We start from the raw sequence: 25,445 nt of genomic DNA on the forward strand, positions 1-25,445 counted from the left end.
TCAGCGCGCCGTTGCGCGGAGGACTTCACCCGCGATCGAACCCAGTGGGAGCACACGATCTGCCGCGCCCCGCGCAATCGCTTCCTTGGGCATTCCGAACACCACTGACGTAGCTTCATCCTGCGCAAAGGTGCGTGCGCCAGCTTCCTTCATCTCCAGCAATCCCCGGGCGCCATCGTCGCCCATGCCAGTCATGATCACGCCGACCGCATTCGACCCGGCGCAGCGAGCCGCAGAGCGGAACAGCACATCCACCGAGGGACGGTGGCGTGATACCAACGGCCCGTCGCGCACGGAGACGAGGTAGCGTGCGCCTTGCCTTTCGAGCAGCGTGTGCTTGCCGCCGGGTGCGATCAGCACATGGCCGCGCATGACGGTGTCGCCTTCCTCGGCTTCCTTTACGCTCACCTCGCAGATCGAGTTCAGGCGATTGGCAAAGGCGCGCGTGAAGCGCTCGGGCATGTGCTGGACGACGACGATGCCCGGGGAGTTGGCGGGCAGCGCCTCCAGCACCTCGCGCAGGGCTTCGGTTCCGCCGGTCGACGCGCCGATGCAGACGACCATCTCTGTCGTCCGGCTCATGGCCTTCCCACTGGGGGGCGGCAGGACCGCATCAGCAGTGAGTTTCTGTTCCGGACGGATACGCGGCGGGGCAGGGCGGCGCGCGGAAACGCGGGCCCGGGCGGCGCCCTTGACGACTTCGCGGATGGCATCGCGGGCCTCGGCAAGGTGATCGGCAACGCCGATGCGCGGCTTCAGGATCACGTCCACGGCGCCGGCCTCGAGCGCCTGCAGCAGGGTTTCCGAACCTTGCTCGGTGAGCGACGAGCACATCACCACGGGCACCGGACACTGGCTCATCAGCTTGCGCAAAAAGGTGATGCCGTCCATCCGCGGCATCTCGACATCCAGCGTGATCACGTCGGGAACTTGCGATTGGATGATCCGAGCCGCGGCGAAGGGGTCCGCCGCCGTGCCGATCACTTCGAGTTCCGGATCTTCCTCGAGGATTGCCTTCAGCGTCTGGCGCACGCTGGCGCTGTCATCGACGATCAGCACGCGGGTCCTGGACCTGCCACTGGGCATCATGATCTCCGGAACACTGTGCCGGCGACCTGGGTCAGGTCGTGGCGGAAGCCGGTGATCGATTCCGAATGGCCGAGGAACAGATAGCCGCCGGGCAGGAGCTTTTCGCAAAGACGCAGGACCACTTCCTCCTGCGTCTTCTTGTCGAAATAGATCAGGACGTTGCGGCAGAATATCAAATGGAAGGCATCATCGATGGGGTAGCTCTCGTCGATGAGGTTGAGCCTGCCGAACGCCACGCGACGCCGCAGTTCGGGTGCGATGCGGATTTCCTGGCGGCGCGGGTCCTTCGATTCCATCACGTAACGGCGGCGAAGGTGTGCCGGGACCGGATCGACCTGCTCTCGCGGATAGATGCCTTTGACTGCAGTCGAAAGTACATCGGTATCGATGTCCGTTGCGAGAACACGGTAGTCCATGCCCCGGCTTCGCGATGCGAAATCGTCCAGCAGCATGGCGAGGGTGTAGGGCTCTGCACCCGTTGAGCAGGCGGCGCTCCAGCAGCGGATCTGGCGACAGCTTTCTTCCGCGTAAAGCGGAAGGACCGTCCCGGTCAGGTAGTCGAAGTGCCCGGGTTCGCGGAAGAAGTCGGTCTTGTTCGTGGTGACCGCGTTGATCAGGTGTTCGAGCTCGTCCGCCCCGAATTGGCCGCTGAGCACCTGATCGCAGTAGTCGCTGATGCTTGACACATCGAGTACCCTGGCGCGCCGTCGCAGGCGCCCCTCGAGCATGGTCTGCTTGCTGGACTTGATGTTGATCCCGGTTTCAAGCTGGATAAGTTCGGCGAGCAACTTGAATTGTCGCGCCGAAATCCGGTCATCTTCAGATACAAGACCAAATGCATTGGGGCTTAGAGCGTTCAAGTCTGTACCTTTCTGATTGACCGGGGTCGGCTGAGGCGGAGTTCAGGCCGCCCGGCCGAAATCGTTGTCTTCCTTGTCGGCGCCGCCCGCCGTCAGATCGAGCGCGAAACCACTCAGCCTTTCCTTCTGGTGAGCGACAGAGTTCTGCTTGACCGGGCTTGCCTTGGGCCGTGCAGATGGCGTCGGCTTTGCACGGACCGTGCGCTGTTGCGGGCGCGGGGCTGCCTGCGTGAAGCCGCGCTCCTCCCCGAGCTGGAAGAAGGCGGTGGTGTGCTGCAGTTCCTCGGCGCGCGCAGCGAGGCCGTCCGATGTGGACGAGATCTGTTCCGAAGCGCTTGCGTTCTGTTGCGTGACCTTGTCGAGCTGCTGGATCGCTTCGTTGATCTGGGCGGCGCCGATGTCCTGTTCGCGGCAGGCTGCGCTGATCTCGGTCACGAGTTCGGCAGTCCTGCGGATATCGGGCACCAGGCGTCCCAGCATCTCTCCGGCCTCGCTGGCGGCCTTCACCGTCTCTGCCGAAACCGAGACGATCTCGGCGGCAGCGCTCTGGCTGCGTTCAGCCAGCTTGCGAACCTCGGATGCGACGACGGCGAAGCCCTTGCCGTGTTCGCCCGCACGAGCGGCTTCTACCGCAGCGTTGAGAGCAAGCAGATCGGTCTGGCGGGCGATTTCCTGGACGATGCTGATCTTCTCGGCGATCGTGCGCATTGCGGTTACAGCCTTGTCGACCGTGGCGCCCGACAGTTCGGCATCCTTCGACGACTGACGCGCGATCTTCTCGGTCTGTGCGGCGTTGTCGGCGTTCTGCTTTATGTTCGCAGCCATCTGTTCCATCGACGCCGAGGCTTCCTCGGCAGACGCTGCCTGTTCGGTCGCACCTTGCGAAAGCTGTTGCGAACTGCTGGCCATCTGCGAACTGCCATCAGCCACTTCGTTAGCGGCAATGCTGACGTTGCGGGCGAAGGTGCGCAGGTTTTCGACCAGTGTGTTGATCGAATCCCGCATCTTCTGGTGATCGCCGTGGCACTCAAGCTCCACGCGTTCGCCAAGATCGCCGACCGACAGCTTGCTGAGCACGCGGTTGCCTTCCTCGATCGGCAGAATCGTCGCATCGAGCATGCCGTTGATGCCACTGATCAGCGTGGCGAAGTCACCCACGAAGCGACGCTCGTTACCTCGTTCGCCAAGCCGACCTGCCGTTGCAGCCCCGATCAGCATCTGGATTTCCGACGTGATGGCGCGCAGGTTTTCGCGAAGGGTCTCGATGGTCTCGTTGATGAACACCTTCTTGCCGGGCAGGCGCTCCATCGGCGCGTTGAAGTCGCCCTCGCCAAATGCCTTGATGCAGGCCATGGCCTTCTTCTTAACGGCGATGTGACCGGCCACCATTTCATTGATGCCGCGGGCGACGACGCCGAAGTCTCCTTCGAATTTGCGATCATCAATCATTACGTCAATGTCGCCGCGATCGTGCTCGGCAGCCATATGACTCATGTCGCTGATCAGCCCGACGAGATTGCGGCGCAGCGTCTCTATAGTGTCATTGATGAAAGCCTTCTTGCCGGGCAACTGTTCCAGCGGCGCTTCAAAATTGCCCACGCTGAATTCGCGAACGACGCTCATCGCCATCTTCTTTACGGCGATGTGTGCATCCACCAGATGGTTGATGTCAGCCGCAATTGTCGCGATCTCGCCGCGGAAGTTCTCGGGAGGAATGATCACGTCGATGTCGCCACGCGCGTGTTCATCGATCACGCGGCGAAGACTTGTACCGAGGGCGCTGACCGGAGAAAGGGATTTGTCGAGCAGGCCGTTGATTGCGTCCATCATGCTGGCGGTGCTGGCGTTGCAGTCTGTCGGCTGCAGTCGCGCGCTCAGGTCGCCCTGGGCGATGGCATTCTCGACCCGTGCGATCTCCTGCTGCAAGTGGGCCGCCGAAACGGCCTTGAATGGGTTGATCATCATGTCCTGTTCCCGTCCTTCGTCGTGATCATCGTTTCGCGGTACCGCGTTCCGTTCAGTGCCGCGTCGATGCAGATGCTTATGCGCTGACCAATTGACCGTGATTGCCGACCCCGATGGCATCTTCGGTCGTGAATATGCGGGCTGCGTCGACAATGACGACGAAGCCAGATTCCCGGCGAACGACGCCGGTTATGTATTCGGAATTCCAGCGGATTCCGATGTCCGGGGCAGGTTCGATCTCTGCCTTCTCGAAGCTCGTAACGCTCAGCACCCGGTCTATCACCACGCCCAAAGTGAGAAGGCGGTCAGAGAGGGGCACGTCGAGGATGAGGATGCGTGTCGCGAGTGTCGGTTCAGCTGCCGGCAAACCCAGTCGCCTGCGCAAATCGACTGTCGGCACGCCTTGCCCGCGCAGGTCGGTCAGGCCGACGAAGTGCGGGGGGCCGTTGGGCAGGTGCGATGGCGCTGCATAATCGAGGATCTCGCGTACCAGCGTCACCGGGACGGCGAACACCTCGTTGCCAAGGCCGAACTCAACGACCTGAAGTTCGCTCGCGCCGCTCATGCTGCCCTGCCGAAGTCTGCATCGTCGGCATCGGCACCGCCGTCGGTCAGGTTGAGGGCAAAGCCGTCCAGACGTTCCCTTTGTTCGGCAATCGAGTTGCGTGCTGTACCTGATCTGGTTTGCACGGCTTTTGCCGACCGGGCTTTCGCAACGGGCTTGCGAGCCAAGGGTGCCGAACGCCTGATCGGTGCGCTTTGCCGGATTTCGCCGCCATGGCTGTCGCCGGTGCGGAAGAAGGCGATCGCGCTTTGAAGTTCCTCGGCCTGCGATGCCAGTTCTTCGGACGTGGACGAGATCTGATCGGACGCGCTGGCATTGATCTGCGTGACCTTGTCGAGCTGCTGGATCGCCTCGTTGATCTGCGATGCGCCAATATCCTGTTCGCGGCAGGCCGCGCTGATTTCGGTCACCAGTTCGGCAGTGCGGCGGATGTCTGGTACCAGTCGCGCCAGCATTTCCCCGGCGTCGGTTGCAACTTTCACGGTGTCTGAGGAAACCGAAACGATTTCCGCAGCAGCGCTCTGGCTGCGTTCGGCCAGCTTTCGCACTTCGGAGGCGACGACGGCGAAACCCTTGCCGTGTTCACCGGCGCGCGCGGCTTCGACCGCCGCGTTGAGGGCGAGCAGATCGGTCTGGCGGGCGATTTCCTGCACAATGCTGATCTTCTCCGCGATCGTGCGCATTGCGGTGACGGCCTTCTCGACAGCCTGACCCGAGATTTCCGCATCCTTGGAGGACTGGCGCGCGATCTTTTCGGTCTGCGCCGCGTTGTCTGCGTTCTGTTTTATGTTTGCGGCCATCTGCTCCATCGCAGCGGATGCTTCCTCGGCAGAGGCGGCCTGTTCGGTCGCGCCTTGCGATACCTGTTCCGAGCTCGCCGCAAGCTGGCGGCTGCCTGCCGAGACGTTGTCCACCGCCGAGGCCGTGCTTCCCACGACGCTGCGCAAGCCAGCGATCATAGTGACGAGCGCATTACCTAGCTGGTCTTCGTCGGAAAGCGCCCGATGCTCGATGGTCAGATCGCCTTCGGCAATGCGGTCGGCAACGTCTGCCACCTTCTGGAGACTGACGACAAGCGCGTTGATGGCGTCGCGCATCCGCTGGTGATCGCCGTGGCATTGAATATCGACAGTTTCCTGCAGATTGCCGATGCTGACGAGGCGCAGCACGCGGTTTCCTTCTTCGATCGGCAGGATGATGGCATCCAGCATCCCATTGATGCCTGAGACAAGCTTGGCAAAATCGCCCACGAAGCGCGACGCCACGCCACGTTCCGAAAGCTTGCCGTCTGTTGCAGCCAGAATCAGTCGCTGAATTTCTGCCGTGATCTCGACAAGGTTGGTGCGCAAGGTCTCGATGGTGTCGTTGATGAAGGCCTTCTTGCCGGGGAACTGCTCGAGCGGTGCATCGAAGTTGCCTTCGCCAAACGCCTTGACGCAGGCCATGGCCTTCTTTTTCACTGCGATGTGGCCAGCCACCATCTCGTTGATACCGCGAGCGACCACCTGAAAATCGCCCTGGAACTTCATATCATCGATCTGGACGTCGATGTCGCCGCGGTCGTGCTCGGCCGACATGTGGTTCATCTCGGCGATAAGGCCAGTCAGGTTTGCCCGGAGAGTTTCGATGGTATCGTTGATGAAGGCCTTCTTGCCGGGGAACTGCTCGAGTGGTGCATCGAAGTTGCCTTCGCCGAACGCTTTCACACAGGCCATGGCCTTCTTCTTGACCGCAATGTGGCCAGCGACCATGTCGTTGATTCCGCGCGCGACAACACCGAAATCGCCCGGGAACTTGGCATGGTTGATGACCACGTCGATGTCGCCGCGGTCGTGCTCGGCCGACATGTGGCTCATTTCGCCAAGCAAGCCGGTGAGATTGCCGCGCAGGGTTTCGATGGTGTCGTTGATGAAGGCCTTCTTCCCAGGCAGTTGCTCCATCGGAGCCGTGAAATTGCCGTGGCTGAACTGGCGGACGCACTCCATCGCCTGCTTCTTCACGTTGATATGGGCAGCGACGAGATCATTGACCTGCATGGCCATGACGCCGACCTTTCCAGGCAGGGTGCTGGCTTCGATGATCGCGTCGATGTCGCCGCGCGCGTGCTCGTCTGCCATTCTCGCGATCTGCGTCGAAAGCGCATCTACTGGCGATGCCGCGCGCTCAAGCAGGCGATTGAAGGCGGCAAGAACCGACCTTGTGGGACCGTTGCCAGTGCCTTCGTCCAACCGGATGGAAAAGTCGCCAGCAGCCAGAGCCTGTTCAACCCGGCTGACTTCGTCGAGAACCTGTTTTTCGGAAACTCTCGAAAAAACGCTGCTCATCATGCGGCCTCCGCGAGGGACGTGAAGATTGTGGGAAGATTGGGAATGACGATCACGGAGCCGGGCTGACGCACCAGTTCGCGCACGAATTCGCGGCGCCAGCGCATGCCCAGGACAGGCGGTTCGCTGCTGTCGGCGCGATCGAGGATGGTAACTTCGTGGACCTTGTCGGATCGGAGGCCGATCTGGAGCGGCTCGCCATCGATCTCGGTTTCGATCACGACGATGCGGTGATCCGGGTGGGCTTCCTCGGCGGGGTTGCGCGGCATGCCGAAGGCGACTCTCAAGTCGGCAATCGGAATGATCTTGCCGCGAAAGTTGACGACGCTTGCCACGAGATCGGGCGCACCCGGAACGGGCGTTTCGGGCAGGAGGTCAAGTATCTCGCGAATGCTCACAGCCTCCACCGCCAGCCTTTCATCGCCGACATCGAACGTCAGCACCTCAAGCTGGCCGTTGTCGTCCCAAGGCGTGGCACTGCCAGCCGCCAAGTTTTCATCCTGCTGCACGAAGACGCTCCTCATGGCTCTGGCCCAGTGCGACGAGCTGGACGACATCGAGAATGAGCGCGACCCCGCCATCGCCAAGGATGGTTGCGCCCGAAAAGCTCGGGATCGATCGGTGCAGGCTCGACATCGACTTGATCACGGTCTGGTGGCTGCCGATGATCTGGTCGACGACAAGGCCGACGCGCTCACCGCCGGTCGCGATCACCACGATCTTCTGGTACGGATCGGGGCGCGTGCCGGTCGCAAAGAGTTCGCGCAGCCGCAAGAACGGCACAAGCCTTTCGCGCAGCTGGATCATGCTTCGTCCGCGTGAACGGATGTCCTCCTCAAGGCTCAGTTCGAGGCATTCCTCAACCGCGGCCAGCGGGATCACGTACTTTCCATTGCCCACCCGCACGAGCAGCCCGTCGATGATTGCGAGCGTCAGCGGAATGCGCAGCGTGATAACCGATCCCTTTCCGGGCTCGCTGGTCATGTCGATGTTCCCGCGCAGGCCCTCGATGGTGCGCTTGACCACGTCCATGCCGACGCCTCGGCCGGACAGGTTCGTGATCTGCGAAGCGGTGGAGAATCCTGGCTGGAAGATTAGCTGCAGCAGTTCGCTGTCGCTGAGGACCTGACCGGGTTGAATCAGCCCGTTGGCCTCGGCCTTGGCGCGCACGCGTTCGCGGCTGATGCCCCGACCATCGTCCTCGATGGTGATAAGAACTTCGCCGCCAGCCTGCTGGGCCGAGAGGCGAAGGCGTCCGCTGGGGGATTTTCCGGCTGCGATGCGGTCTTCCTCGGTCTCCAGTCCGTGATCGCAGGAGTTGCGGATCAGGTGGACAATGGGGTCTGCGAGGCGTTCGGAGACGGTCTTGTCGATCTCGGTGCTTTCGCCATCGGTTTCCAATTCGATGGACTTTCCAGTCTCGCGTGCGAGATCGTGCACGAGACGGCGGAACCGGCCGAACAGCGATGCGATGGGCACCATGCGCAGCACCATCATCGTGTCACGCAGTTCGTTGGCGAGGCGTTCGACTTCTTCGGAGATGGAGCGCAGGGCGAGTTCGCCGGCAGGGCCCGAAACGCCATTGCTGGTGAGCTGGGCAAGGCGGCTCTGGACGATCACAAGTTCACCGACGCGATCCATAAGCAGGTCCAGGCGGTCGGCCGGAACGCGCACGCTTTCGCTGGCAGGGCGAGAAAGAGGGCTGCCCCTTGCCTCGGCAACGGGAACGACTTGAGAAGAATTCTTGATCGGCAGATCTTCGGAGGCCGGTAGTGCGTCGCCGCTGGTCCCCACGGCTTCGGCCTGATTGCCGATTGCCTCGATCGACAGTTCCATGTCGTCGATCACGAAGATGAAGACATCCTCGATTTCTTCGCGAGTTACAGATGCTGGCAGGTCGAGGGCCCATCCCAGATGGCACTGGGTGGGGTCAAGTTCGTCGAGCGGCGGCACGGCAGAGAGATCGACGGCAAGGTTCGTTCCGCCAAGATCGCGCAGTTCGTCGAGCAGGATCAGGGGGTTGGTCCCGTTGGTCAGCGCATCTGAAGGCAGCCGGAATGTTACATGCCAGGACTGATGCCCGAGACACGAAGCTGCAGGGCCAACGCGGCTCGCTTCTTCGCCGTCAGACAGTGTGGCAGCGCTTGCGTGAGCATTTCCGAGCAAGGCGTGAAGGCGGGCCAGAAGATCTTCGCCGACTGCACTTGCGCTTGATCCGTCACGGTCATCGACCAACGTGCGCATGTGATCCATCGCCGCCAGAGTGAGCGCGACAAGCTCGGCTGTGGCGGGAATCAGGCCCTTGCGAACACTGTCAAACGTTGTTTCGCAATGATGGGTGAACGCCGCGAGCGCATCGAACCCGAACATCGCCCCCGATCCCTTGAGCGTGTGCATCCCGCGAAACACCGTGTCGATCAGGGCACGGCTTTCGAGATCGTGACTGAGATCAAGCAGCGCCTGTTCGGTAGCGTCTAGCAGTTCGCCTGCTTCGACGCGGAAGGCTGCAATGGGATCTTGCCCGCTCACTGGCCCAACACCTTGCGGGTAACCTTGAGAAGCGATTCGGCGACGAAGGGCTTGACCAGCCAGCCGGTGGCTCCGGCGGCCTTGGCCTGCTGCTTCATTCCCTCATCCGACTCTGTCGTCAGGAAAATGATTGGCGTGCCGGCCTGAATGGGCAGCTTTCGGATCTCGCGGATCATCTCCAGCCCGTTCATGTTGGGCATGTTGAGGTCGGTGATAATCATGTCGAACTTCGTCGATGATGCGCGATCAAGCCCTTCCTTGCCGTCGGCTGCCTCGGATACGGCATGTCCCGCGCCCGAAAGCGCAAGGCGGATCGCCATGCGCACGCTCATCGAATCGTCGACGGTGAGGATATTGCTCATTGCCCGGTGGCTCCGGCTATGGAGGGACTGTTCCAGGGAAACCCATCGAGACCGTCAAATCCGGCGCGATCAATCAATGCTGCCATCGCGGGCTCCGCGGGCTGCAGCAGCGAGACAGATTTGCCATCGCGCTCGGCAAATTTGGCCGTGGCGGCAAGGACCTGGAGAAAGGTAAGGTCCACGTCAGTCAGCGATGAGCAATCGAGCGTGCTGGCGTCGTCGGTTGCCAGGTTTTCGAGGATTGCGGCACAGACTTGGCTGATGTTTCCAAGATTGGCCGTTGGACCGACCGACATCGCCATATCCCATCTCCGTCCTTACGTGGTGACGGGAACTGTTTTTTGCGCAAAGGTCATGCTTTTTGGTTCTTGGGCTAATAGATAGAATTACTATGGCTTACGGACCGGCGTTGGAGATGATTGTTCTGGACGCCGGGTAGCCGCAGCCAAGGCTTCCGGAATATTTGCCTTGAAACTCGCAATCTCACCGCGCACTAGGCAGCGCCATGCGCATAGCCATCGTCGATGAGAGTGCCAGTCGCGCGGCGGTGATCCGCGAGGGTCTGGCCATGCTCGAGGACTGCGAGATTTTCGTGGTCACCGAGCGGCGCGGGCTGGTGGCGCGGATCGGAGAGATTGCGCCGGACATCGTGCTGATGGATCTCGGAAATCCCTCACGCGACGTGTTGGAAGAATATTTCGCGGTCAGCCGCGTGCTCGGCCGCCCGATCGCAATGTTCGTGGACGAGAGCGACGAGGAATCAATCGCGGCCTCGGTGGATGCCGGGGTTTCGTCTTATGTCGTCGATGGCCTTGCGCCACACCGCATCCGTCCGATCCTCGATCTCGCGGTGCGCAGGTTCAATGCTTTTGCTCGACTGGAGGCCGATCTGGCCGAGGCCAAGGGCAAGCTGGCCGAGCGCGAGGTGGTGGACAAGGCCAAGCGCATCCTGATGGACAGCCGGGGCTTTTCCGAACCGCAGGCCTATTCGGAACTGCGCAAGACCGCGATGAACCAGGGCAAGCGCATTGCCGACATTGCCGAGGCGGTCGTCACCGCGCACCAGTTGATGGGAGGGAAATGATGGCGTCCGAGGCCGTGTCCGGCGAACTGACCGTCGGCTTCCTGCCGCTGGTCGATGCCTGCCTGCCAATACTTGCGCGCGAACATGGCTTTGCCGAGGCCGAGGGCATCTCGCTGCGGCTGGTGCGCGACATGAGCTGGGCGACGGTGCTCGACCGGCTGCTCTATGGCCACAGCGACGCTGCGCACATGGTCGCCCCTCTGGCTATTGCCACAACGCTGGGGCGTGGGCGGCCAGCGCAGCCACTGTCGGTGCCGTTCGTGCTGGGGCTCAACGGCAATGCGGTGACAATGCGTCCCGATCTGGCGCGCGCGGTCAATCCTGCGGGTGGGCTGGGCGATCCTGCCGCGGTTGGAGCAGCGCTGAAGGCCCATCTCGCGCAGACGGGCAAGCCGCTGCGGTTCGGCGTGGTGCATCGCTATTCCAGCCACAACTATATGCTGCGCTACTGGTTGGCCGCGTGTGGCGTGCGCCCCGAAGTTGACGTGGAGATCACCACGATCGCCCCGCCATTTTGCGCCGATGCGCTGGAGTTTGGCGAGGTCGATGCGATCTGCGTGGGAGAGCCGTGGAACAGTGTGGCGGTGGAGCGCGGGGCGGGCGAGATCGTGCTGGCCACCGCGCAGATCTGGCGGCGGGGGGTGGAGAAGGTTCTCGCCCTGCGTGAACCGGTGATGGAAGAGCGGCGCGCCGATGTGGAAGCGCTGGTGCGCGCGCTGCGCAAGGCGGGCGAGCATTTCGTCGATCCTGTGAACCTCGATGCCAATGCCGCAATTCTGGCGCGGGCGGAATACCTGGACGGCAATGCGGGGCTGATCCGTAGGGCGATATCGGATCGGCTTCTGCTGGCACAAGGCGGTCAAGTGCTGCACTATCCCGATTTCATGTTCCAGCATCGCGAGGCGGCGAACTTCCCGTGGGTTAGTCAGGCCGAGTGGCTCTACAGCCAGATGGTGCGCTGGGATGGATTGAGATTCGATTCCGGCGATGCGCGCAAGGCGGCGCGAGTGTTCAGGCCCGACGTTTATCGCAGCGCACTATTGGGGACTGGAGAACCACTGCCCGGAGCCTCGTCCAAGGTCGAAGGAAGCCTTGGTGGTCCGACTTCGGTGAGCATGCAGCAGGGGGTGATCACATTGGAAAATAACAGATTCTTCGATCGTCGGCCGTTCGACCCGGCGCTGTTGCAAAGTTACATCGAAAGTCAGTCTCAGACATAAAATTCTGTTGCGGTGCAAAAAGCGCTTGCCCAAACACAGCCGAATCACATAGCTTGTGCTCAAGCCAAACGGTGCCGCCCAAGGATGGGCGGGCAACAGCACCGGGCGGACAAGCATTTTCATCGCGTGGCAACGTCGCCGCCCAGACCTCCCTTCAGGGATGCGTTCGGGCGGCTTTTTCGTGTTTGCCACGCCGCATTCGAGGGGTGGCACATATGAGCGGACGGAACGGGTTCAACCGGCGGGGAATGATCGCAGCGCTGCTGGCAGGCATCGCCGTGGCCAGCTGCGGCAAGGGCGGAGACTCGCCGGAAAAGCCGGCCGCTTCGGCCAACGGCGTCGAAAAGCCGGTGCTCAAGCTTGGCTTCATCAAGTTGACCGATATGGCGCCGCTCGCCATCGCGCAGGAGAAGGGCTTCTTCCGCGAAGAGGGGCTGACCGTTACGCTCGAGCCTCAGGCAAACTGGAAGGTGCTACTTGATGGTGTCGTCGGTGGGCAGCTTGATGGCGCGCACATGCTTGCAGGGCAGCCGATTGCAGCCGCTGCCGGCATCGGTGCGAAGGCGAAGCTGATCGCGCCGATCAGCCTCGATCTCAACGGCAATGCCATCACCGTATCGAACAAGGTCTGGGGCGAGATTGCGCCGGGCCTGCCCAAGGCTCCCGACGGCAAGGTACAGCATCCGATTTCCGCTGCGGTCCTGAAGGGCAAGAACCTGAAGTTCGGCATGGTCTTCCCGTTCAGCCCGCACAACTACGAGCTGCGCTATTGGCTGGCGGCAGGCGGCATCCAGCCGGGCTATTACCTGCCCGGTGACACGGCAGGCACCACCGGCGCGCAGATGCAGATTTCGGTGACGCCGCCTCCGCAGATGCCTTCGACGCTCGAAGCCGGGACCATTGATGGCTATTCCGTGGGCGAGCCCTGGAACCAGGCAGCGGTCAAGAAGAAGATCGGCGTGCCGGTCATCACTGACGAGGAAATCTTCAAGGGAAATCCCGAAAAAGTGTTCGGTCTGACCGAGGCGTTTGCGGCGAAGAATCCGAACACGGTCAAGGCCTTGCTGCGTGCAATCATCAAGGCGCAGCAGTGGCTCGACGCCGATGGCGGCAAGAACCGCGCCGAAGCAGTCAAGATCCTGTCGATGCCGCAATACGTGGGTGCCGATGCCGAGGTGATCGGGGCAAGCATGACCGGCAAGTTCACATTCGCGCCTGGCGACACGCGTGACGCACCGGACTTCAACGTGTTCTTCAACCAGTTCGCCGGGTATCCCTACTACTCCGACGCGATCTGGACGCTGACCCAGATGCGCCGCTGGGGCCAGATCCCCACCGACAAGCCCGACCAGTGGTACTTCGACACCGCCAAGGCTGTCTATCGACCGGACCTCTATCTCGCGGCGGCAAACGAACTGGCCGAAAAGGGTGTAATCCCCAAGGCCGCCATTCCCGAAACGGACGGTTACAAGGGCGAGCAATCGGGCTTCATTGATGGCCTGACGTTCAACGGGAAGCAGCCAAACGCCTACCTTGCCAAGTTCACGATCGGCTTGAAGGCTGGACAAACCGTGACCCCGGCAGGCGTCAAGTAAACCAGGAGCATTTACGATGAACGCGGTCGCATTGCGCAAGGACGAATTCGTCGGCACCGAAGCGGAAGTCATGGAGGGGGGCGCGGCCCTCCTCCCCGAAACAGCAGCGGAGACACCTGTGGAAAGTGCCACGAAACCGGAAAGGGCCCTGCCGTTCGGTCTCAAATTGCCCTCGGGCAGCGCCGCGTTCGAAGCGCTCTGGCCGCCGCTCGCCGGGATCGGCGGGTTCCTGGCGCTGTGGGCAGTGCTGGCGCCGCTGGTGCAGACATCGCTCGGCACGCTGCCGGGGCCGGGCGATGTGTGGGAAGCCTTCCTTGGACTGCTCGACGAGGCGGCGGCAGCGCGCATTGCGGCGGTTGAAGCGGTGGCGGCAGGCTATGCCTATACCGGCCCGCCGACCTTCATCGACCAGATCTTCACCAGCCTCGAAACGGTGGCGGCAGGGTTTGTGCTGGCGACGTTGTTCGCTGTCCCACTCGGCCTTGTTGCGGGCATGTCGAAGCGGGTGAACGCAGCGATCAATCCGCTGGTGCAGGTGATGCGCCCGGTCAGCCCGCTAGCGTGGCTGCCGATCGTGACGATGGTCGTTTCTGCCTCGGTCACCAGCGACGATCCGACGCTGGCCAAGAGCTTCATCATCTCGGCGGTGGTCGTGATGCTTTGCTCGCTCTGGCCAACGCTGATCAACACCGCCATCGGCACGGCGAGCATCGACAAGGATCTGATCGCGGTGGGCCGCGTGTTGCGGCTTGGCTGGTTCGCCAAGCTGACCCGCCTCGTCCTGCCATCGTCGCTCCCCTATATCTTCACCGGCATGCGCCTGTCGCTGGGCACCGGCTGGATGGTGCTGATCGCGGCGGAAATGCTCGCGCAAAACCCCGGCCTCGGTAAGTTCGTGTGGGACGAATTCCAGAACGGTTCGGAAAAGTCGCTGGCGCGGATCATGGTGGCCGTGGTGGTGATCGGCCTGATCGGCTTCGCTCTCGACCGCGTGATGATGGCCCTGCAGGCCTTCGTCAGCCGCAATCGCACCGTCTGAGAAAGGCACCGACCATGGCCACGATCCTTTCCCTGAAAGACGTCCGCAAGAGCTACACCGGCAAGGCTGGGGGCGTTAGCGAAGTTCTCGGCGGCATCGACCTTGATGTGGAGGAAGGCGAGTTCATCGCGATCCTCGGCTTCTCGGGCGCTGGCAAGACCACGCTGATCTCGGCCATTGCCGGGCTGGTGGAGCCGGATGCTGGCGAGATCCTGCTGCACGGCAAGGCGATTGACGGGCCAGACAAGGATCGCGGCCTCGTGTTCCAGTCCTACTCGCTGTTCCCCTGGCTGACGGTGGGGCAGAACGTGGCGCTGGCGGTGGATGCGGTGCACAAGGACCGCAGCAAGGCCGAGCGCGCAGCGCTGGTAAAGCAGAAGGTCGAGCTGGTCGGTCTCGGTCACGCCATGGACCGCAAGCCTGCGCAGCTTTCGGGCGGGATGCGGCAGCGAGTTTCAGTGGCTCGCGCGCTGGCGATGGAGCCGGAAATCCTGCTGCTTGACGAGCCGCTCTCGGCTCTCGACGCTCTCACTCGCGCCAAGCTGCAGGACGAGATCGACCGTATCCGCGAGGAAGAGAAACGCACGATCATCCTCGTCACCAACGACGTCGACGAAGCACTGCTGCTGGCAGACAGGGTGGCGGTGCTGACACCTGCGCCTGCCGCAAGGATCGGCCGCATCTTCCCGGTTACCCTGCCACGCCCGCGTGATCGCGAGGCGGTGAACGATAGCGTGGAATTCCAGAATCTGCGTACCGAGATCGTCAATTACCTTGGCGGTCTGGCGGGCGAGAAGGCGGCGCAGGGGAGCGATTTCGGGCATTTGCCGAATGTCACCCCGCTCGATCTCGCACCCCCGCCCAAGGCCTATCAGGACGCAGCGAAGAAAGGTGCGACGCGCCGCTACATGGAGTTCTGGAAACTCAACAAGATCTACCCGACGCCCAAGGGTCCGCTGACGGTGGTCGAGGACTTCAACTTGATGATGGACAAGGGCGAATTCATTTCGCTGATCGGCCATTCGGGTTGCGGCAAGTCCACCGTGCTGACGATGGCGGCGGGGCTGAACGAAATCAGCAAGGGCGGCATCATCCTCGACAATCGCGAGATTGACGTGGCCGGGCCAGACAAGGCTGTGGTGTTCCAGGCGCCCAGCCTCATGCCGTGGCTTACCGCGCGGCAGAACGTGGCGCTGGGGGTGGAGCGGGTCTATCCGCACGCGACGCGCTCCGAACGGCGCGAGATCATCGACTACTATCTTGATCGCGTCGGCCTTGCCGATGCGAAGGACAAGATGGCGGCGGAGATGTCGAACGGCATGCGCCAGCGTGTGGGCATCGCCCGCGCCTTTGCGCTGTCACCGCGCCTGCTGCTGCTGGACGAACCCTTCGGCATGCTCGACAGCCTCACGCGCTGGGACCTCCAGGACGTGTTGGTGGAAGTGTGGAACCGCACCAAGGTGACCGCAATAATGGTCACGCACGACGTGGACGAGGCGATCCTGCTGGCCGATCGCGTGGTAATGATGACCAACGGTCCCAACGCCACTATCGGCAAGGTGCTCAAGGTCGATCTGCCGCGCCCGCGTGACCGCAAGGCGCTGCTCAAGCACCCGGATTTCTATGCCTACCGTCAGGAAGTTTTGCGCTTCCTGGCCGAATACGACCACGGGCCAAAGGCCCACGCCGCCTGAAAGGTGGCTTGAATTGAGGGGATGCCTGAACGGCCTTCTTTGAGGGGTTCAGGAGGAAAACATGGAAAAGACTGCCATCACGGCGGCGCTGCTCGCGTCGTCGATCGCCTTCGCACAGCCGGCGTTCGCGGCGGGAAAGCCCGCTTTCGGCGATCCTGTGCCTGTGGGGGACGGGCTGACGCTCGACCCGATCATCGATGCGCGCATTCGCTATGAAGGTGTGGACCAGCCAACGGTCGATGCCGATGCGCTGACGGTGCGCCTGCGCACCGGCGTGGAACTGAAGCATGCGCCGTCGCACCTTTCGGTACTGGTCGAGGCGGAGGGTACACTTGGCCTGAACAACGAATACAATGCCTTCCCGTTCGCGCTTCCAGGCAGTGCGCAACGCCGTCCGCAATATGCGGTCGTGGCCGATGGCGAGAGCATCGACCTCAACCGCGCGCAGATCATGTACAAGGTGAAGAACTTCGCGCTGACCGTTGGGCGGCAGCGGATCAATCTCGATGACCAGCGCTTCGTCGGTTCGGTCGGCTGGCGGCAGAACGAGCAGACGTTCGACGCTGTGCGGGCCGAAGCGACTCTCGGCCCGGTCAGCCTTGATGCCACCTACGCGATCCAGCAGGATTCGATCTTCGGGTCCGAGGCCGGACCGCGCCGGTCGATGGACGGAGACTTTGCCTTCCTGCAAGCCGCAATCAAGGCGGGCCCGCTTGCGGTAAAGGGCTTTTCCTACATCATCGACTATGATGAAGCCTTCGCCTTCGCCAATTCTTCACAGACCTATGGCGGGCGTATTTCGGGGAGCTTCCCGCTTTCGAAGGCAGTAAAGCTCAACGTGCTGGCAAGCTACGCGCGGCAGATGGACATGGGCCGCAACCCGGTGAACTACGAGGCGGATTATGTGCTGGGAGAGGTGGGGCTGGGCTATCAGGGTTTCACCCTGACCGGCGGCTACGAGAAGTTGGGCGCAGACAAGTCAGCGGGCAAGGCATTCCAGACACCGCTTGCCACGCTGCACAAGTTCAACGGCTGGGCCGACCTGTTCCTCACGACGCCGGGCAACGGTCTTGAGGACTATTACGTCACCCTGGCCAAGGTCTTCCCCAAGGTGAAAGTCGTGCAGGGCCTCAACGCCAACGTCACTTATCACGAATTCCGCAGCGACGTGGGTAACGTGAAGTTCGGCACCGAATGGGATGCCAGCCTCGGCCTCAAGACGAAGAAGGTCGGCTGGCTGGTCAAGTATGCCAACTACAATGCCGACAAGTTCGGCGTCAATCGCCAGATCCTGTGGTTGCAAGCTGAAGTGGCGTTCTGATTGGATGTGCTGCACCGCAAAATAACCCTTGCAGTGCAGCCCCCGAATCGGTTAGCCATATATCCGAAGGCCAAAGCGCCGCCCAATGTCGGGCGGAAAATCGCAAGGCCGCCAAGATCAACATCGCGTGGCAACGTCGCCGCCCAGACCTCCCAATCGGGATGTGTTCGGGCGGCTTTTTCGTGTTTGCGCGTCTGACAAGGAAGACCCGAGTGAACGCCCCTGCAAGCCTGATGGAGAAGGATCGCACGACGCCCGTCAAGGAACGGCTCGTCGTGATCGGCAACGGCATGGCCGGATGCCGCGCGGTCGAAGAAGTGCTTGCCCGCGACCCCGCCCGGTTCGACGTGACGATATTCGGCGCGGAGCCGCGGGTGAACTACAACCGCATCATGCTTTCGCCGGTACTGGCCGGAGAGAAGGCGTTTGATGACATCGTCATCAACGGCGAGGACTGGTACGCCGACAATGGCATCACGCTGGTTTCGGGCGATCCGGTGGTGGCGATCGACCGCGCGACGCAAACCGTGGTCGCGAAGTCAGGTCGGGTCGAACCCTATGATCGCCTGCTGATCGCTACGGGGTCCGATCCGTTCATCATCCCGGTGCCGGGCAAGGACCTGGCGGGCGTGGTGACGTTCCGCGATCTCGATGACGTAGACAAGATGCTGGCTGCCGCCGAAACTGGAGGTTCAGCCGTAGTGATCGGCGGTGGCCTGCTCGGGCTGGAGGCAGCGCATGGCCTCTCGCTTCGCGGGATGAAGGTCACCGTCGTTCATCTCATGCCAACGCTGATGGAGCGCCAACTCGACGAGGCAGCGGGTTACCTGCTCAAGAGCGAACTTGAACGTCGCGGCCAGACCATCGTGACCGGGGGCGATACTGCGGAGATCATCGGCAAGGACGGCCACGTTGCAGGCGTCAAGCTGAAGGACGGGCGCGAGTTCGCGGCCGACATCGTGGTCATGGCCGTGGGCATCCGTCCGGCAACCGGGCTTGCCAAGGCGGCAGGGCTGGAGGTCGAACGCGGCATCGTGGTGGACGACCACATGGTGACGAGCGATCCGGCGATCATGGCGGTGGGCGAATGCGTGCAGCATCGCGGGGCCTGCTATGGCCTTGTCGCGCCGTTGTGGGAGATGTGCCGCGCGCTGGCTGATGCAGCCTGCGAGCAGCCTTCGGGCTATGAGGGCTCGGTCACATCGACCAAGCTCAAGGTTTCGGGGATAGACCTGTTCTCGGCCGGCGACTTTTCGGGCGGTGACGGCGCCGAAGACATCGTCATGCGCGATGCGGCGCGCGGCGTGTACAAGCGCGTCGTCGTCAAGGACAACAAGCTGGTCGGCGCGGTACTCTACGGCGATACTGCAGACGGCAACTGGTACTTCGACCTGCTAAAGAAGGGCGAGGATATCTCGGACATCCGCGAGGCGCTGATCTTCGGTCAGGCCTTTGCCAGTGGGGGCGCCCTGCTGGACCCTAATGCCGCCGTTGCAGCTCTCTCGAACGACGCAGAAATCTGCGGCTGCAACGGCGTTTCCAAGGGCAAGGTGATCGAGACGATCAACGCCGGCGCATGCAGCCTCGATGCCGTACGCAGCACCTGCAAGGCCTCGGCTTCGTGTGGATCCTGCACCGGTCTTGTCGAGAGCCTGCTGGCGCTGACCCTGGGCGGAGAAGTGCAGTCCGGCCCGAAGACGCTGTGCAAATGCACCAGCTTCAGCCACGATGATGTGCGCCGCCTGATCCTCGAAAAGAACCTGCGCGCCATTCCGCAAGTGATGCAGGAGTTGCATTGGACCACGCCTGATGGCTGCTCCTCGTGCCGCCCGGCGCTCAACTACTACCTGCTCTGCGCCTGGCCGGGCGAATACGAGGACGACCAGAAGAGCCGCTTCGTCAACGAACGGCTTCACGCGAATATCCAGAAGGACGGCACCTATTCGGTGGTACCGCGCATGTGGGGTGGCCTCACCAATCCGCGCGAGCTGCGCGCGATTGCCGACGTGGTGGAGAAGTACAACGCGCCGATGGTCAAGGTCACTGGCGGGCAGCGGTTGGACATCTTTGGCATCAAGAAGGAAGATCTGCCTGCGGTCTGGGCCGATCTCAATGCCGCGGGTATGGTTTCGGGCCACGCCTATGGCAAGTCACTGCGCACGGTGAAGACCTGCGTCGGCTCCGAATGGTGCCGCTTCGGTACGCAGGATTCGACGGGGCTCGGCGTGAAACTGGAGCGCATGACCTGGGGATCGTGGATGCCCCACAAGTTCAAGATCGCCGTCAGCGGCTGCCCGCGCAATTGCGCCGAAGCCACGATCAAGGACTTTGGCGTGGTCTGCGTCGACAGCGGTTATGAACTGCACGTTGGCGGCAATGGCGGCATCAAGGTCCGCGCCACCGACGTGCTGTGCAAGGTATCGACCGAGCAGGAGGCGATGGATGTCTGCGCGGCGTTCATCCAGCTCTACCGCGAGCAGGCGCATTATCTGGAGCGCACCGCGCCATGGATCGAGCGCGTGGGCCTAGATCATGTGAAGGCGGGACTGTTCGACGACCCTGATAGCGTGAATCGCCTCGCTGCGCGGTTCCGCTATTCGCAGACGTTCTGTCAGGACGATCCCTGGGCCGAGCGCGCAGCGGGCAAGCATGCCGAGCTGCACCAGCACCTTGCTGAGGTGCGTCCCCTTCAAGTGGAGATTGCATGATGATCGGCGATTGGCTCGACATCGGTTCGGTGGACCAGATCACCCCGGGCACTGCGCGCACGCTGCCGGTTGTCGGCGCGGACGAAATCGCGGTGTTCCGCACGCAGAAGAACGAATTCTATGCGCTGGTGAACAAGTGCCCGCACAAGCAGGGGCCATTGTCGCAAGGGATCGTGCACGACAATGTGGTGACCTGCCCGCTCCACAACTGGAACATCTCACTGAAGACTGGCGAAGCGCTGGGTGAGGACAAGGGCTGCGTTCCCACAGTGCCGATGAGGGTGGACGCGGGCCGCATGTATCTGCTGCGCTCCGCTGTGGTCGGAAGCCGCGCCGCTTGAGGGAAGTCCGCACCACTTGCGCCTATTGCGGCGTCGGCTGCGGCATCCGCGCCGAGGTGACGGGCGAGCGGTCTGTCACCATCAGGGGCGATGCCGAACATCCCGCCAACTTCGGCAAGCTCTGCTCCAAAGGCACGCATTTGGGCGAGACGGTGGGGCTCGACGGCCGTCTGCTCCACCCGATGATCGGAGAACGTCGCGCCGGGTGGGATGAGGCGATTGGCCTTGTTGCAGGCAAGATGCGCGACTGCATCGAGCAGCACGGGCCTGATAGCGTCGCGCTATATGTCTCGGGCCAATTGCTGACCGAGGACTACTACGCCGCCAACAAGCTGATGAAGGGCTTTGTCGGCAGCGCCAACATCGACACAAACTCCCGCCTCTGCATGGCCAGCGCCGTCGCCGCGCACAACCGGGCCTTCGGTGAAGACGTGGTGCCGGTCACATATCAGGATCTCGACGAGGCTGACCTGATCCTGCTGGTCGGATCGAACACCGCGTGGTGTCATCCGGTGATCTGGCAGCGGATAGAGGCCGCGCGCGAGGCTCGTGGAACGAAGATCGTCGTGATCGATCCGCGCCGTACCGAAACGGCTGAACAGGCAGACCTCCATGTGCCGGTAAAGCCGGATGGTGATGTCGGCCTGTTCAATGCGCTGTTGTCTGACATGGTCCGGCGTGGCCTTGCCGATCCGATCCCCGCCATGGGCGAACACGGCCTTTCGCCTGATGTCTTCGCCGCGCTCGCAGATCTCGTCGCAGCGCACCCGCGCATGGTCACGGTGTTCTCGATGGGCGCCAACCAGTCCGTCGCCGGGTCCGACAAGGGCAACGCGATCATCAACCTGCACCTTGCCATGGGCCGCATCAACGCACCCGGAATGGGGCCATTCTCCATGACCGGGCAGCCCAACGCCATGGGCGGGCGCGAGGTCGGCGGACTTGCCAACATGCTTGCGTGCCATCTTGGCTTTTCGGAAGCCGAAATCTCGGACGTTTCCGATTTCTGGCAGGCGCCGCGCATGTGCAGCGGCCCAGGCCTCAAGGCAGTGGACCTGTTCCGCGCGGTACATGATGGCCGCGTGAAGTTCCTGTGGGTCATGGCCACCAACCCTGCCGTCTCCATGCCCGATGCCGGTTTCGTGCGCGAGGCACTGGCACGCTGCGAGACGGTGGTCGTGTCCGACGTGATTGCCGATACCGATACTGCGAAGTTCGCCCAAGTTCGCTTGCCTGCGCTGGCATGGGGCGAAAAGGATGGGACGGTAACCAATTCCGAACGCCGCATAAGCCGCCAGCGCGCTTTGTTCGATGCTCCGGGCGAGGCGCGCTCGGATTGGGCGATCATTGGCGAGGTAGCCAAAGCACTGGGCTTTGCCGGGTTCGACTGGACGAGTGCGGCCGATGTGTTCCGCGAATATGCCGCGATGACGGCAGTTTCAGTGAAGCATGGCAAGGTGCTGGACCTTACCGACAGGGCCGGGCTTTCCGACGCAGACTACGACGCAATGGAGCCGTTCCTGTGGGGCGGGCGGCATCCGATGGCGGGACGCGCCATGGCGCTGGTGCCGGTCGAGCCGCGCACCCGTGCCGTCGATCCCGCCTTTCCGTTGCGGCTCAACACCGGGCGTTACCGCGATCAGTGGCATACGATGACCCGCACCGGTCTTTCGCCCACGCTGGCGCAGCATCGGCGCGAGCCTCTGCTCGAAGTGCATCCTGACGATGCGGCTTCGGCGAGGATTATCGATGGCACCTTGGCGCGAGTTGTGACGGCATCGGGCGCGTCGGCCTTCCGGGTGCTGGTGACCGAGGCGCAAGGGAGGGGCCAGGTCTTTGTGCCGATGCACTGGAGCGATGCAATGGCCAGCGGCGGGCGTGGCAACCTGCTGCCCGATCAGTCGGTCGATCCGGTCTCCGGCCAACCCGGCTTCAAGAACAATGCCTGCCGGATCGAGCCGGTGGCGAGCGACTGGCGTGCGTTCCTGCTTCGCAAGGATGTCATCGTGCCTGATGGTCTGGTGTGGTGGAGCCGCTCGGCGGTTGCGGGCGGCTGGCTTTACGAACTGGCGGGCGATGGCGCGGTGGATGCTGATGTGCTGTTGCCCGCTGGCGAGAGGATCGAGGCGGTCGACATGGCGCGGGGCATGCGGCGACTGGCCGTGATCGACGGCGCGGGCGCGCTGAGCGCGGCGCTTTTCGTCACGCGCACGGGGCAGTTGCCATCGCGCGACTGGATTGCGGGACAGTTGGGCACGAGCGGCGCAGCCTTGCCCGAACTTCTTGCCGCGCGCCCGAGCACGCCCGCGCCCGATCGCGGGCCGGTGGTATGCGTGTGCCATGGCATCGGCGCTAACCAGATCCTCGCCGCTGCCGAAGCGGGTGCGGGCAGCGTTGCCGAAGTGGGCAGGGCGTGCGGGGCGGGGACCAACTGCGGCTCGTGCCGCCCGGCAATCGCCCGGCTGCTGCGCGAGTGGAATGCTGACATGACGGAGGCGGCGCAATGAACGAATTTCCGGACGGCAAGGTATGGCTCGTCGGAGCAGGGCCTGGCGATCCCGAACTGCTGACGCGCAAGGCGGAACGGCTGATCGGCATGGCCAGCGTTGTTTTCCACGATGCACTGGTAGGGCCGGGCGTATTGGACCTTGCGGCACCAAGCGCGAGGCTCGTCCACGTCGGCAAGCGGTCGGGCAGACACTCGAAGGATCAGGGCACGATTGACCGGCTTATCGTCGAAGCGGCGCTGGCAGGGGAGCGCGTGGTACGGCTGAAGGGTGGCGACCCGGCGATCTTTGGCCGCGCGGCCGAGGAAATCGAAGCGTGTCGGGCTGCGGGCGTTGCGGTTTCGATCTGTCCCGGCGTGACCGCGGCGAGCGCTGCGGCTGCGAACCTGAGCACATCCCTTACTCTGCGCGGGTTGGCTCGCAAGCTGATTTTCGTGACCGCCCACGCCCGCGCTGGCGAAGCGCTCGATCTGGATTGGACGACACTCGCCGATCAGGACGCAACGCTGGTTTTCTACATGGGCAAGGCGGCGGCGACCGATGTCTCCCGCCAGTTGATCGCGGCAGGGCTGCCTAGATCCACGCCCGTCGCGTTGGTCGAATCTGCCAGCTTGCCGGAAGAGCGCCAGTTCCGCACACGGCTGGATCTCCTGCCGATTGCGGCACGTACCGCGCTGGGCCATGGCCCCGCACTCCTGCTGATCGGTGCGGCGCTGGCAGAGAGTGCGCCAAATGTCGATGAATCCATGGCGCCAGACCACCAGGTCTTTGCATGAGCTGACTCATGAGCGTCTATGGCACGCACGCCAGGTTTGGTTGGATCAGTCGTCAGAGAATTGGCCTGCTCTGGCAAAGTGCTGCGTACTGGATTGGGCCCATAGAAGGCACCTGCTGCCTTCAAGCCTGTAGTTCAAAGCTGGAACCGGTGCTTTGTGGCCGCAGACCTGCTAGGCGCTGCAGCATGAGCAACATCCACAAGCTTTCCGGGATCGTCGACGTCGACGGGTTTCAATATGAGTGGGAACTGCGGAACGAGCCGCAGTGGAGCGAGTTCGATGGCTGGCGAGGCATGACAGTTGCTTTGCTGCGGCAGCGCACCCAACGCGGAGCGCTGCTGGAATTCCCCCCGCCGAAGCGCTTGCTGAAAGGCATGCAACGAGGCCGTCTGCAGATCAGCGACGCGCTTGTAATCCGCGGCATTCAGGCAGCCTTAAATGCAGGCTGGGAGCCTGCATCCCGAGGAAAGCCGATGGTTTTCGTGGTAGATGCTGATGGCAATTAGCCTCAGGCTTACCCTGCCGGAAAAAGAGGACGTGAGAGTCTAGCTCAATCGCCCAACCAAACGCTCGTTATCTCGCCATTGTGCCCCTCCGGCGCGAGTGCAGCGCGCAGGACTTCCAGCAAAGGCGGCAAGGCCAGTGTAAACGCATAGGGCGGGTTGACGATGAAGAGACCTGCGCCGTTATAGATGCCAGGCTGGTCGCTATCGTACAGCCAATGCTCCACGCACAGCAGTTTCGGGATACCGAGCTTGCGCAGCTGATCCTTCCACCGCAGGTGCATGGCGCGGTCTTTCAGCGGATACCAGACCACCATCACGCCATGCGCCCATTTGCGATAGGCTGCGGCGAGGGTCGTAGTGATGCGAGCGCGCTCGTCCGTCTGCTCGTACGGAGGGTCGACCAGAACCACGCCGCGCGGCGTTCGGGGCGGCAGCATCGCCAGCCAAAACTCGTAGGCATCGCGTTCGTGCACGGCAGCGGATGTGCCGCGCATAGCTGCGCGCAGGCTACGGACGTCTTCGGGGTGTTTTTCGTTGAGGATCAGGAGATCCTGAGGACGCAAAAGCTGCGCCAGGATTTTCGGAGACCCGGGGTAGAGCCTCGGTTCAACCCCTTCATTCACGGCCTGTACGGCAGCGCGATAGTCGTCAAGCAAGGGGTTCTCGTCGACGAATGCTCGGAGCACGCCTTCGGTGGACTCTCCGGTGCGTTGGGCCTGATCGCCATAAAGGTCGTAGAGCCCGCAGCCGGCATGAGTATCGATCAGGGTCAGCGCGCTCTGCTTGTGCTGCAGTGCGCGCACAAGGGCGATCAGCAGACTGTGCTTCACGACATCCGCGCTGTTGCCCGCATGGAAGGAATGGCGATAGTTCATCGTGCTCCGAAACCCTGACGATCTGCATTCATGCATGAATTGCTGCTTGCAGAGACCGAGAGCGATTCGATTAAGCTAGCAGAGT

The 25,445-nt window shown here is 62.6% G+C and carries 21 protein-coding genes; 11 read left to right on the plus strand and 10 right to left on the minus strand.

Features of this window, described 5'->3' with window-relative positions; genetic code table 11:
• From IQ25_RS18010 to IQ25_RS18050, 9 genes are all read right to left on the minus strand, one after another.
• Nucleotides 1-1,086: a protein-glutamate methylesterase/protein-glutamine glutaminase gene (locus tag IQ25_RS18010; RefSeq protein WP_407070606.1), complete on the minus strand. Its 1,086-nt coding sequence runs from the start codon at nucleotides 1,084-1,086 to the stop codon at nucleotides 1-3.
• Nucleotides 1,086-1,949 carry a CheR family methyltransferase gene (locus IQ25_RS18015; protein WP_144907669.1) on the minus strand — a complete coding sequence of 288 codons (864 nt, stop codon included), beginning with the start codon at nucleotides 1,947-1,949 and terminating at the stop codon, nucleotides 1,086-1,088. Before IQ25_RS18015 ends, IQ25_RS18010 begins: the two co-directional genes overlap by 1 nt.
• A 42-nt stretch (nucleotides 1,950-1,991) precedes the next feature.
• Nucleotides 1,992-3,914, minus strand: coding sequence for a methyl-accepting chemotaxis protein (locus IQ25_RS18020; RefSeq protein WP_246415530.1), 1,923 nt, complete (start codon nucleotides 3,912-3,914; stop codon nucleotides 1,992-1,994).
• Between the two features lie 76 nt (nucleotides 3,915-3,990).
• Complete coding sequence (locus IQ25_RS18025) at nucleotides 3,991-4,479, minus strand: chemotaxis protein CheW (RefSeq protein WP_144907670.1); 489 nt, start codon at nucleotides 4,477-4,479, stop codon at nucleotides 3,991-3,993.
• Entirely contained in the window at nucleotides 4,476-6,806 is a 2,331-nt protein-coding gene (locus IQ25_RS18030; RefSeq protein ID WP_407070607.1) for a methyl-accepting chemotaxis protein, read from the minus strand. Before IQ25_RS18030 ends, IQ25_RS18025 begins: the two co-directional genes overlap by 4 nt.
• Entirely contained in the window at nucleotides 6,803-7,312 is a 510-nt protein-coding gene (locus tag IQ25_RS18035; protein WP_258537070.1) for a chemotaxis protein CheW, read from the minus strand. The genes IQ25_RS18030 and IQ25_RS18035 overlap by 4 nt, the downstream gene beginning before the upstream one ends.
• Nucleotides 7,299-9,332, minus strand: a complete 2,034-nt coding sequence (locus IQ25_RS18040; RefSeq protein WP_144907673.1) for a chemotaxis protein CheA — start codon at nucleotides 9,330-9,332, stop codon at nucleotides 7,299-7,301. Before IQ25_RS18040 ends, IQ25_RS18035 begins: the two co-directional genes overlap by 14 nt.
• Entirely contained in the window at nucleotides 9,329-9,694 is a 366-nt protein-coding gene (locus IQ25_RS18045; RefSeq protein ID WP_144907674.1) for a response regulator, read from the minus strand. Before IQ25_RS18045 ends, IQ25_RS18040 begins: the two co-directional genes overlap by 4 nt.
• A complete protein-coding gene (locus tag IQ25_RS18050) occupies nucleotides 9,691-9,996 on the minus strand; it encodes an STAS domain-containing protein (RefSeq protein ID WP_246415532.1) in 306 nt (101 codons plus the stop codon). Before IQ25_RS18050 ends, IQ25_RS18045 begins: the two co-directional genes overlap by 4 nt.
• Nucleotides 9,997-10,199: 203 nt before the next feature.
• Between IQ25_RS18050 and IQ25_RS18055 the strand changes: the two genes are divergently transcribed.
• The 11 genes from IQ25_RS18055 (at nucleotide 10,200) to IQ25_RS18105 (ending at nucleotide 24,485) form a co-directional block, all read left to right on the plus strand.
• On the plus strand, nucleotides 10,200-10,778 hold the full coding sequence (locus tag IQ25_RS18055; RefSeq protein ID WP_144907676.1) for an ANTAR domain-containing response regulator: 579 nt from the start codon (nucleotides 10,200-10,202) through the stop codon (nucleotides 10,776-10,778).
• A gap of 14 nt (nucleotides 10,779-10,792) precedes the next feature.
• The gene (locus tag IQ25_RS18060; protein ID WP_144907740.1) at nucleotides 10,793-11,998 is read left to right on the plus strand and encodes an ABC transporter substrate-binding protein; all 1,206 of its coding nucleotides are present in this window, start codon (nucleotides 10,793-10,795) and stop codon (nucleotides 11,996-11,998) included.
• Nucleotides 11,999-12,213: 215 nt separating this feature from the next.
• Nucleotides 12,214-13,593: a CmpA/NrtA family ABC transporter substrate-binding protein gene (locus tag IQ25_RS18065; RefSeq protein ID WP_220094559.1), complete on the plus strand. Its 1,380-nt coding sequence runs from the start codon at nucleotides 12,214-12,216 to the stop codon at nucleotides 13,591-13,593.
• 16 nt (nucleotides 13,594-13,609) lie between these two features.
• Complete coding sequence (locus IQ25_RS18070; protein ID WP_144907677.1) at nucleotides 13,610-14,632, plus strand: ABC transporter permease; 1,023 nt, start codon at nucleotides 13,610-13,612, stop codon at nucleotides 14,630-14,632.
• 14 nt (nucleotides 14,633-14,646) lie between these two features.
• The gene (locus IQ25_RS18075) at nucleotides 14,647-16,326 is read left to right on the plus strand and encodes an ABC transporter ATP-binding protein (RefSeq protein WP_144907678.1); all 1,680 of its coding nucleotides are present in this window, start codon (nucleotides 14,647-14,649) and stop codon (nucleotides 16,324-16,326) included.
• A gap of 61 nt (nucleotides 16,327-16,387) precedes the next feature.
• Entirely contained in the window at nucleotides 16,388-17,647 is a 1,260-nt protein-coding gene (locus IQ25_RS18080) for an alginate export family protein (RefSeq protein WP_144907679.1), read from the plus strand.
• 233 nt (nucleotides 17,648-17,880) lie between these two features.
• A complete protein-coding gene (nirB, locus tag IQ25_RS18085) occupies nucleotides 17,881-20,355 on the plus strand; it encodes a nitrite reductase large subunit NirB (RefSeq protein ID WP_144907742.1) in 2,475 nt (824 codons plus the stop codon).
• On the plus strand, nucleotides 20,355-20,696 hold the full coding sequence (gene nirD, locus IQ25_RS18090; protein ID WP_144907743.1) for a nitrite reductase small subunit NirD: 342 nt from the start codon (nucleotides 20,355-20,357) through the stop codon (nucleotides 20,694-20,696). Before nirB ends, nirD begins: the two co-directional genes overlap by 1 nt.
• Nucleotides 20,693-23,203, plus strand: a complete 2,511-nt coding sequence (locus IQ25_RS18095; protein ID WP_144907680.1) for a nitrate reductase — start codon at nucleotides 20,693-20,695, stop codon at nucleotides 23,201-23,203. Before nirD ends, IQ25_RS18095 begins: the two co-directional genes overlap by 4 nt.
• Entirely contained in the window at nucleotides 23,200-23,979 is a 780-nt protein-coding gene (gene cobA, locus IQ25_RS18100) for a uroporphyrinogen-III C-methyltransferase (RefSeq protein WP_144907681.1), read from the plus strand. Before IQ25_RS18095 ends, cobA begins: the two co-directional genes overlap by 4 nt.
• Nucleotides 23,980-24,164: 185 nt before the next feature.
• Nucleotides 24,165-24,485, plus strand: a complete 321-nt coding sequence (locus IQ25_RS18105) for a hypothetical protein (protein WP_144907682.1) — start codon at nucleotides 24,165-24,167, stop codon at nucleotides 24,483-24,485.
• Between the two features lie 44 nt (nucleotides 24,486-24,529).
• Here the strand turns inward: IQ25_RS18105 and IQ25_RS18110 are convergent, their stop codons facing one another.
• Nucleotides 24,530-25,360: a 23S rRNA (adenine(2030)-N(6))-methyltransferase RlmJ gene (locus tag IQ25_RS18110; RefSeq protein WP_144907683.1), complete on the minus strand. Its 831-nt coding sequence runs from the start codon at nucleotides 25,358-25,360 to the stop codon at nucleotides 24,530-24,532.
• Between the last annotated feature and the right edge of the window lie 85 nt (nucleotides 25,361-25,445).

The sequence above is a fragment of the Novosphingobium taihuense genome (genome assembly GCF_007830315.1).
Taxonomy (GTDB): Bacteria; Pseudomonadota; Alphaproteobacteria; order Sphingomonadales; family Sphingomonadaceae; genus Novosphingobium; species Novosphingobium taihuense.

Bases quoted from the DNA above. Each gene is read 5' to 3' on its own strand.
- IQ25_RS18065 (WP_220094559.1), top strand. From the start codon at position 12,214: ATGAGCGGACGGAACGGGTTCAACCGGCGGGGAATGATCGCAGCGCTG.
- IQ25_RS18045 (WP_144907674.1), bottom strand. From the start codon at position 9,694: ATGAGCAATATCCTCACCGTCGACGATTCGATGAGCGTGCGCATGGCG.
- IQ25_RS18105 (WP_144907682.1), top strand. From the start codon at position 24,165: ATGAGCAACATCCACAAGCTTTCCGGGATCGTCGACGTCGACGGGTTT.
- nirB (WP_144907742.1), top strand. From the start codon at position 17,881: ATGGAGAAGGATCGCACGACGCCCGTCAAGGAACGGCTCGTCGTGATC.
- IQ25_RS18020 (WP_246415530.1), bottom strand. From the start codon at position 3,914: ATGATGATCAACCCATTCAAGGCCGTTTCGGCGGCCCACTTGCAGCAG.
- IQ25_RS18030 (WP_407070607.1), bottom strand. From the start codon at position 6,806: ATGATGAGCAGCGTTTTTTCGAGAGTTTCCGAAAAACAGGTTCTCGAC.
- IQ25_RS18070 (WP_144907677.1), top strand. From the start codon at position 13,610: ATGAACGCGGTCGCATTGCGCAAGGACGAATTCGTCGGCACCGAAGCG.
- nirD (WP_144907743.1), top strand. From the start codon at position 20,355: ATGATCGGCGATTGGCTCGACATCGGTTCGGTGGACCAGATCACCCCG.
- cobA (WP_144907681.1), top strand. From the start codon at position 23,200: ATGAACGAATTTCCGGACGGCAAGGTATGGCTCGTCGGAGCAGGGCCT.
- IQ25_RS18050 (WP_246415532.1), bottom strand. From the start codon at position 9,996: ATGGCGATGTCGGTCGGTCCAACGGCCAATCTTGGAAACATCAGCCAA.
- IQ25_RS18075 (WP_144907678.1), top strand. From the start codon at position 14,647: ATGGCCACGATCCTTTCCCTGAAAGACGTCCGCAAGAGCTACACCGGC.
- IQ25_RS18110 (WP_144907683.1), bottom strand. From the start codon at position 25,360: ATGAACTATCGCCATTCCTTCCATGCGGGCAACAGCGCGGATGTCGTG.
- IQ25_RS18055 (WP_144907676.1), top strand. From the start codon at position 10,200: ATGCGCATAGCCATCGTCGATGAGAGTGCCAGTCGCGCGGCGGTGATC.
- IQ25_RS18080 (WP_144907679.1), top strand. From the start codon at position 16,388: ATGGAAAAGACTGCCATCACGGCGGCGCTGCTCGCGTCGTCGATCGCC.
- IQ25_RS18025 (WP_144907670.1), bottom strand. From the start codon at position 4,479: ATGAGCGGCGCGAGCGAACTTCAGGTCGTTGAGTTCGGCCTTGGCAAC.
- IQ25_RS18010 (WP_407070606.1), bottom strand. From the start codon at position 1,086: ATGCCCAGTGGCAGGTCCAGGACCCGCGTGCTGATCGTCGATGACAGC.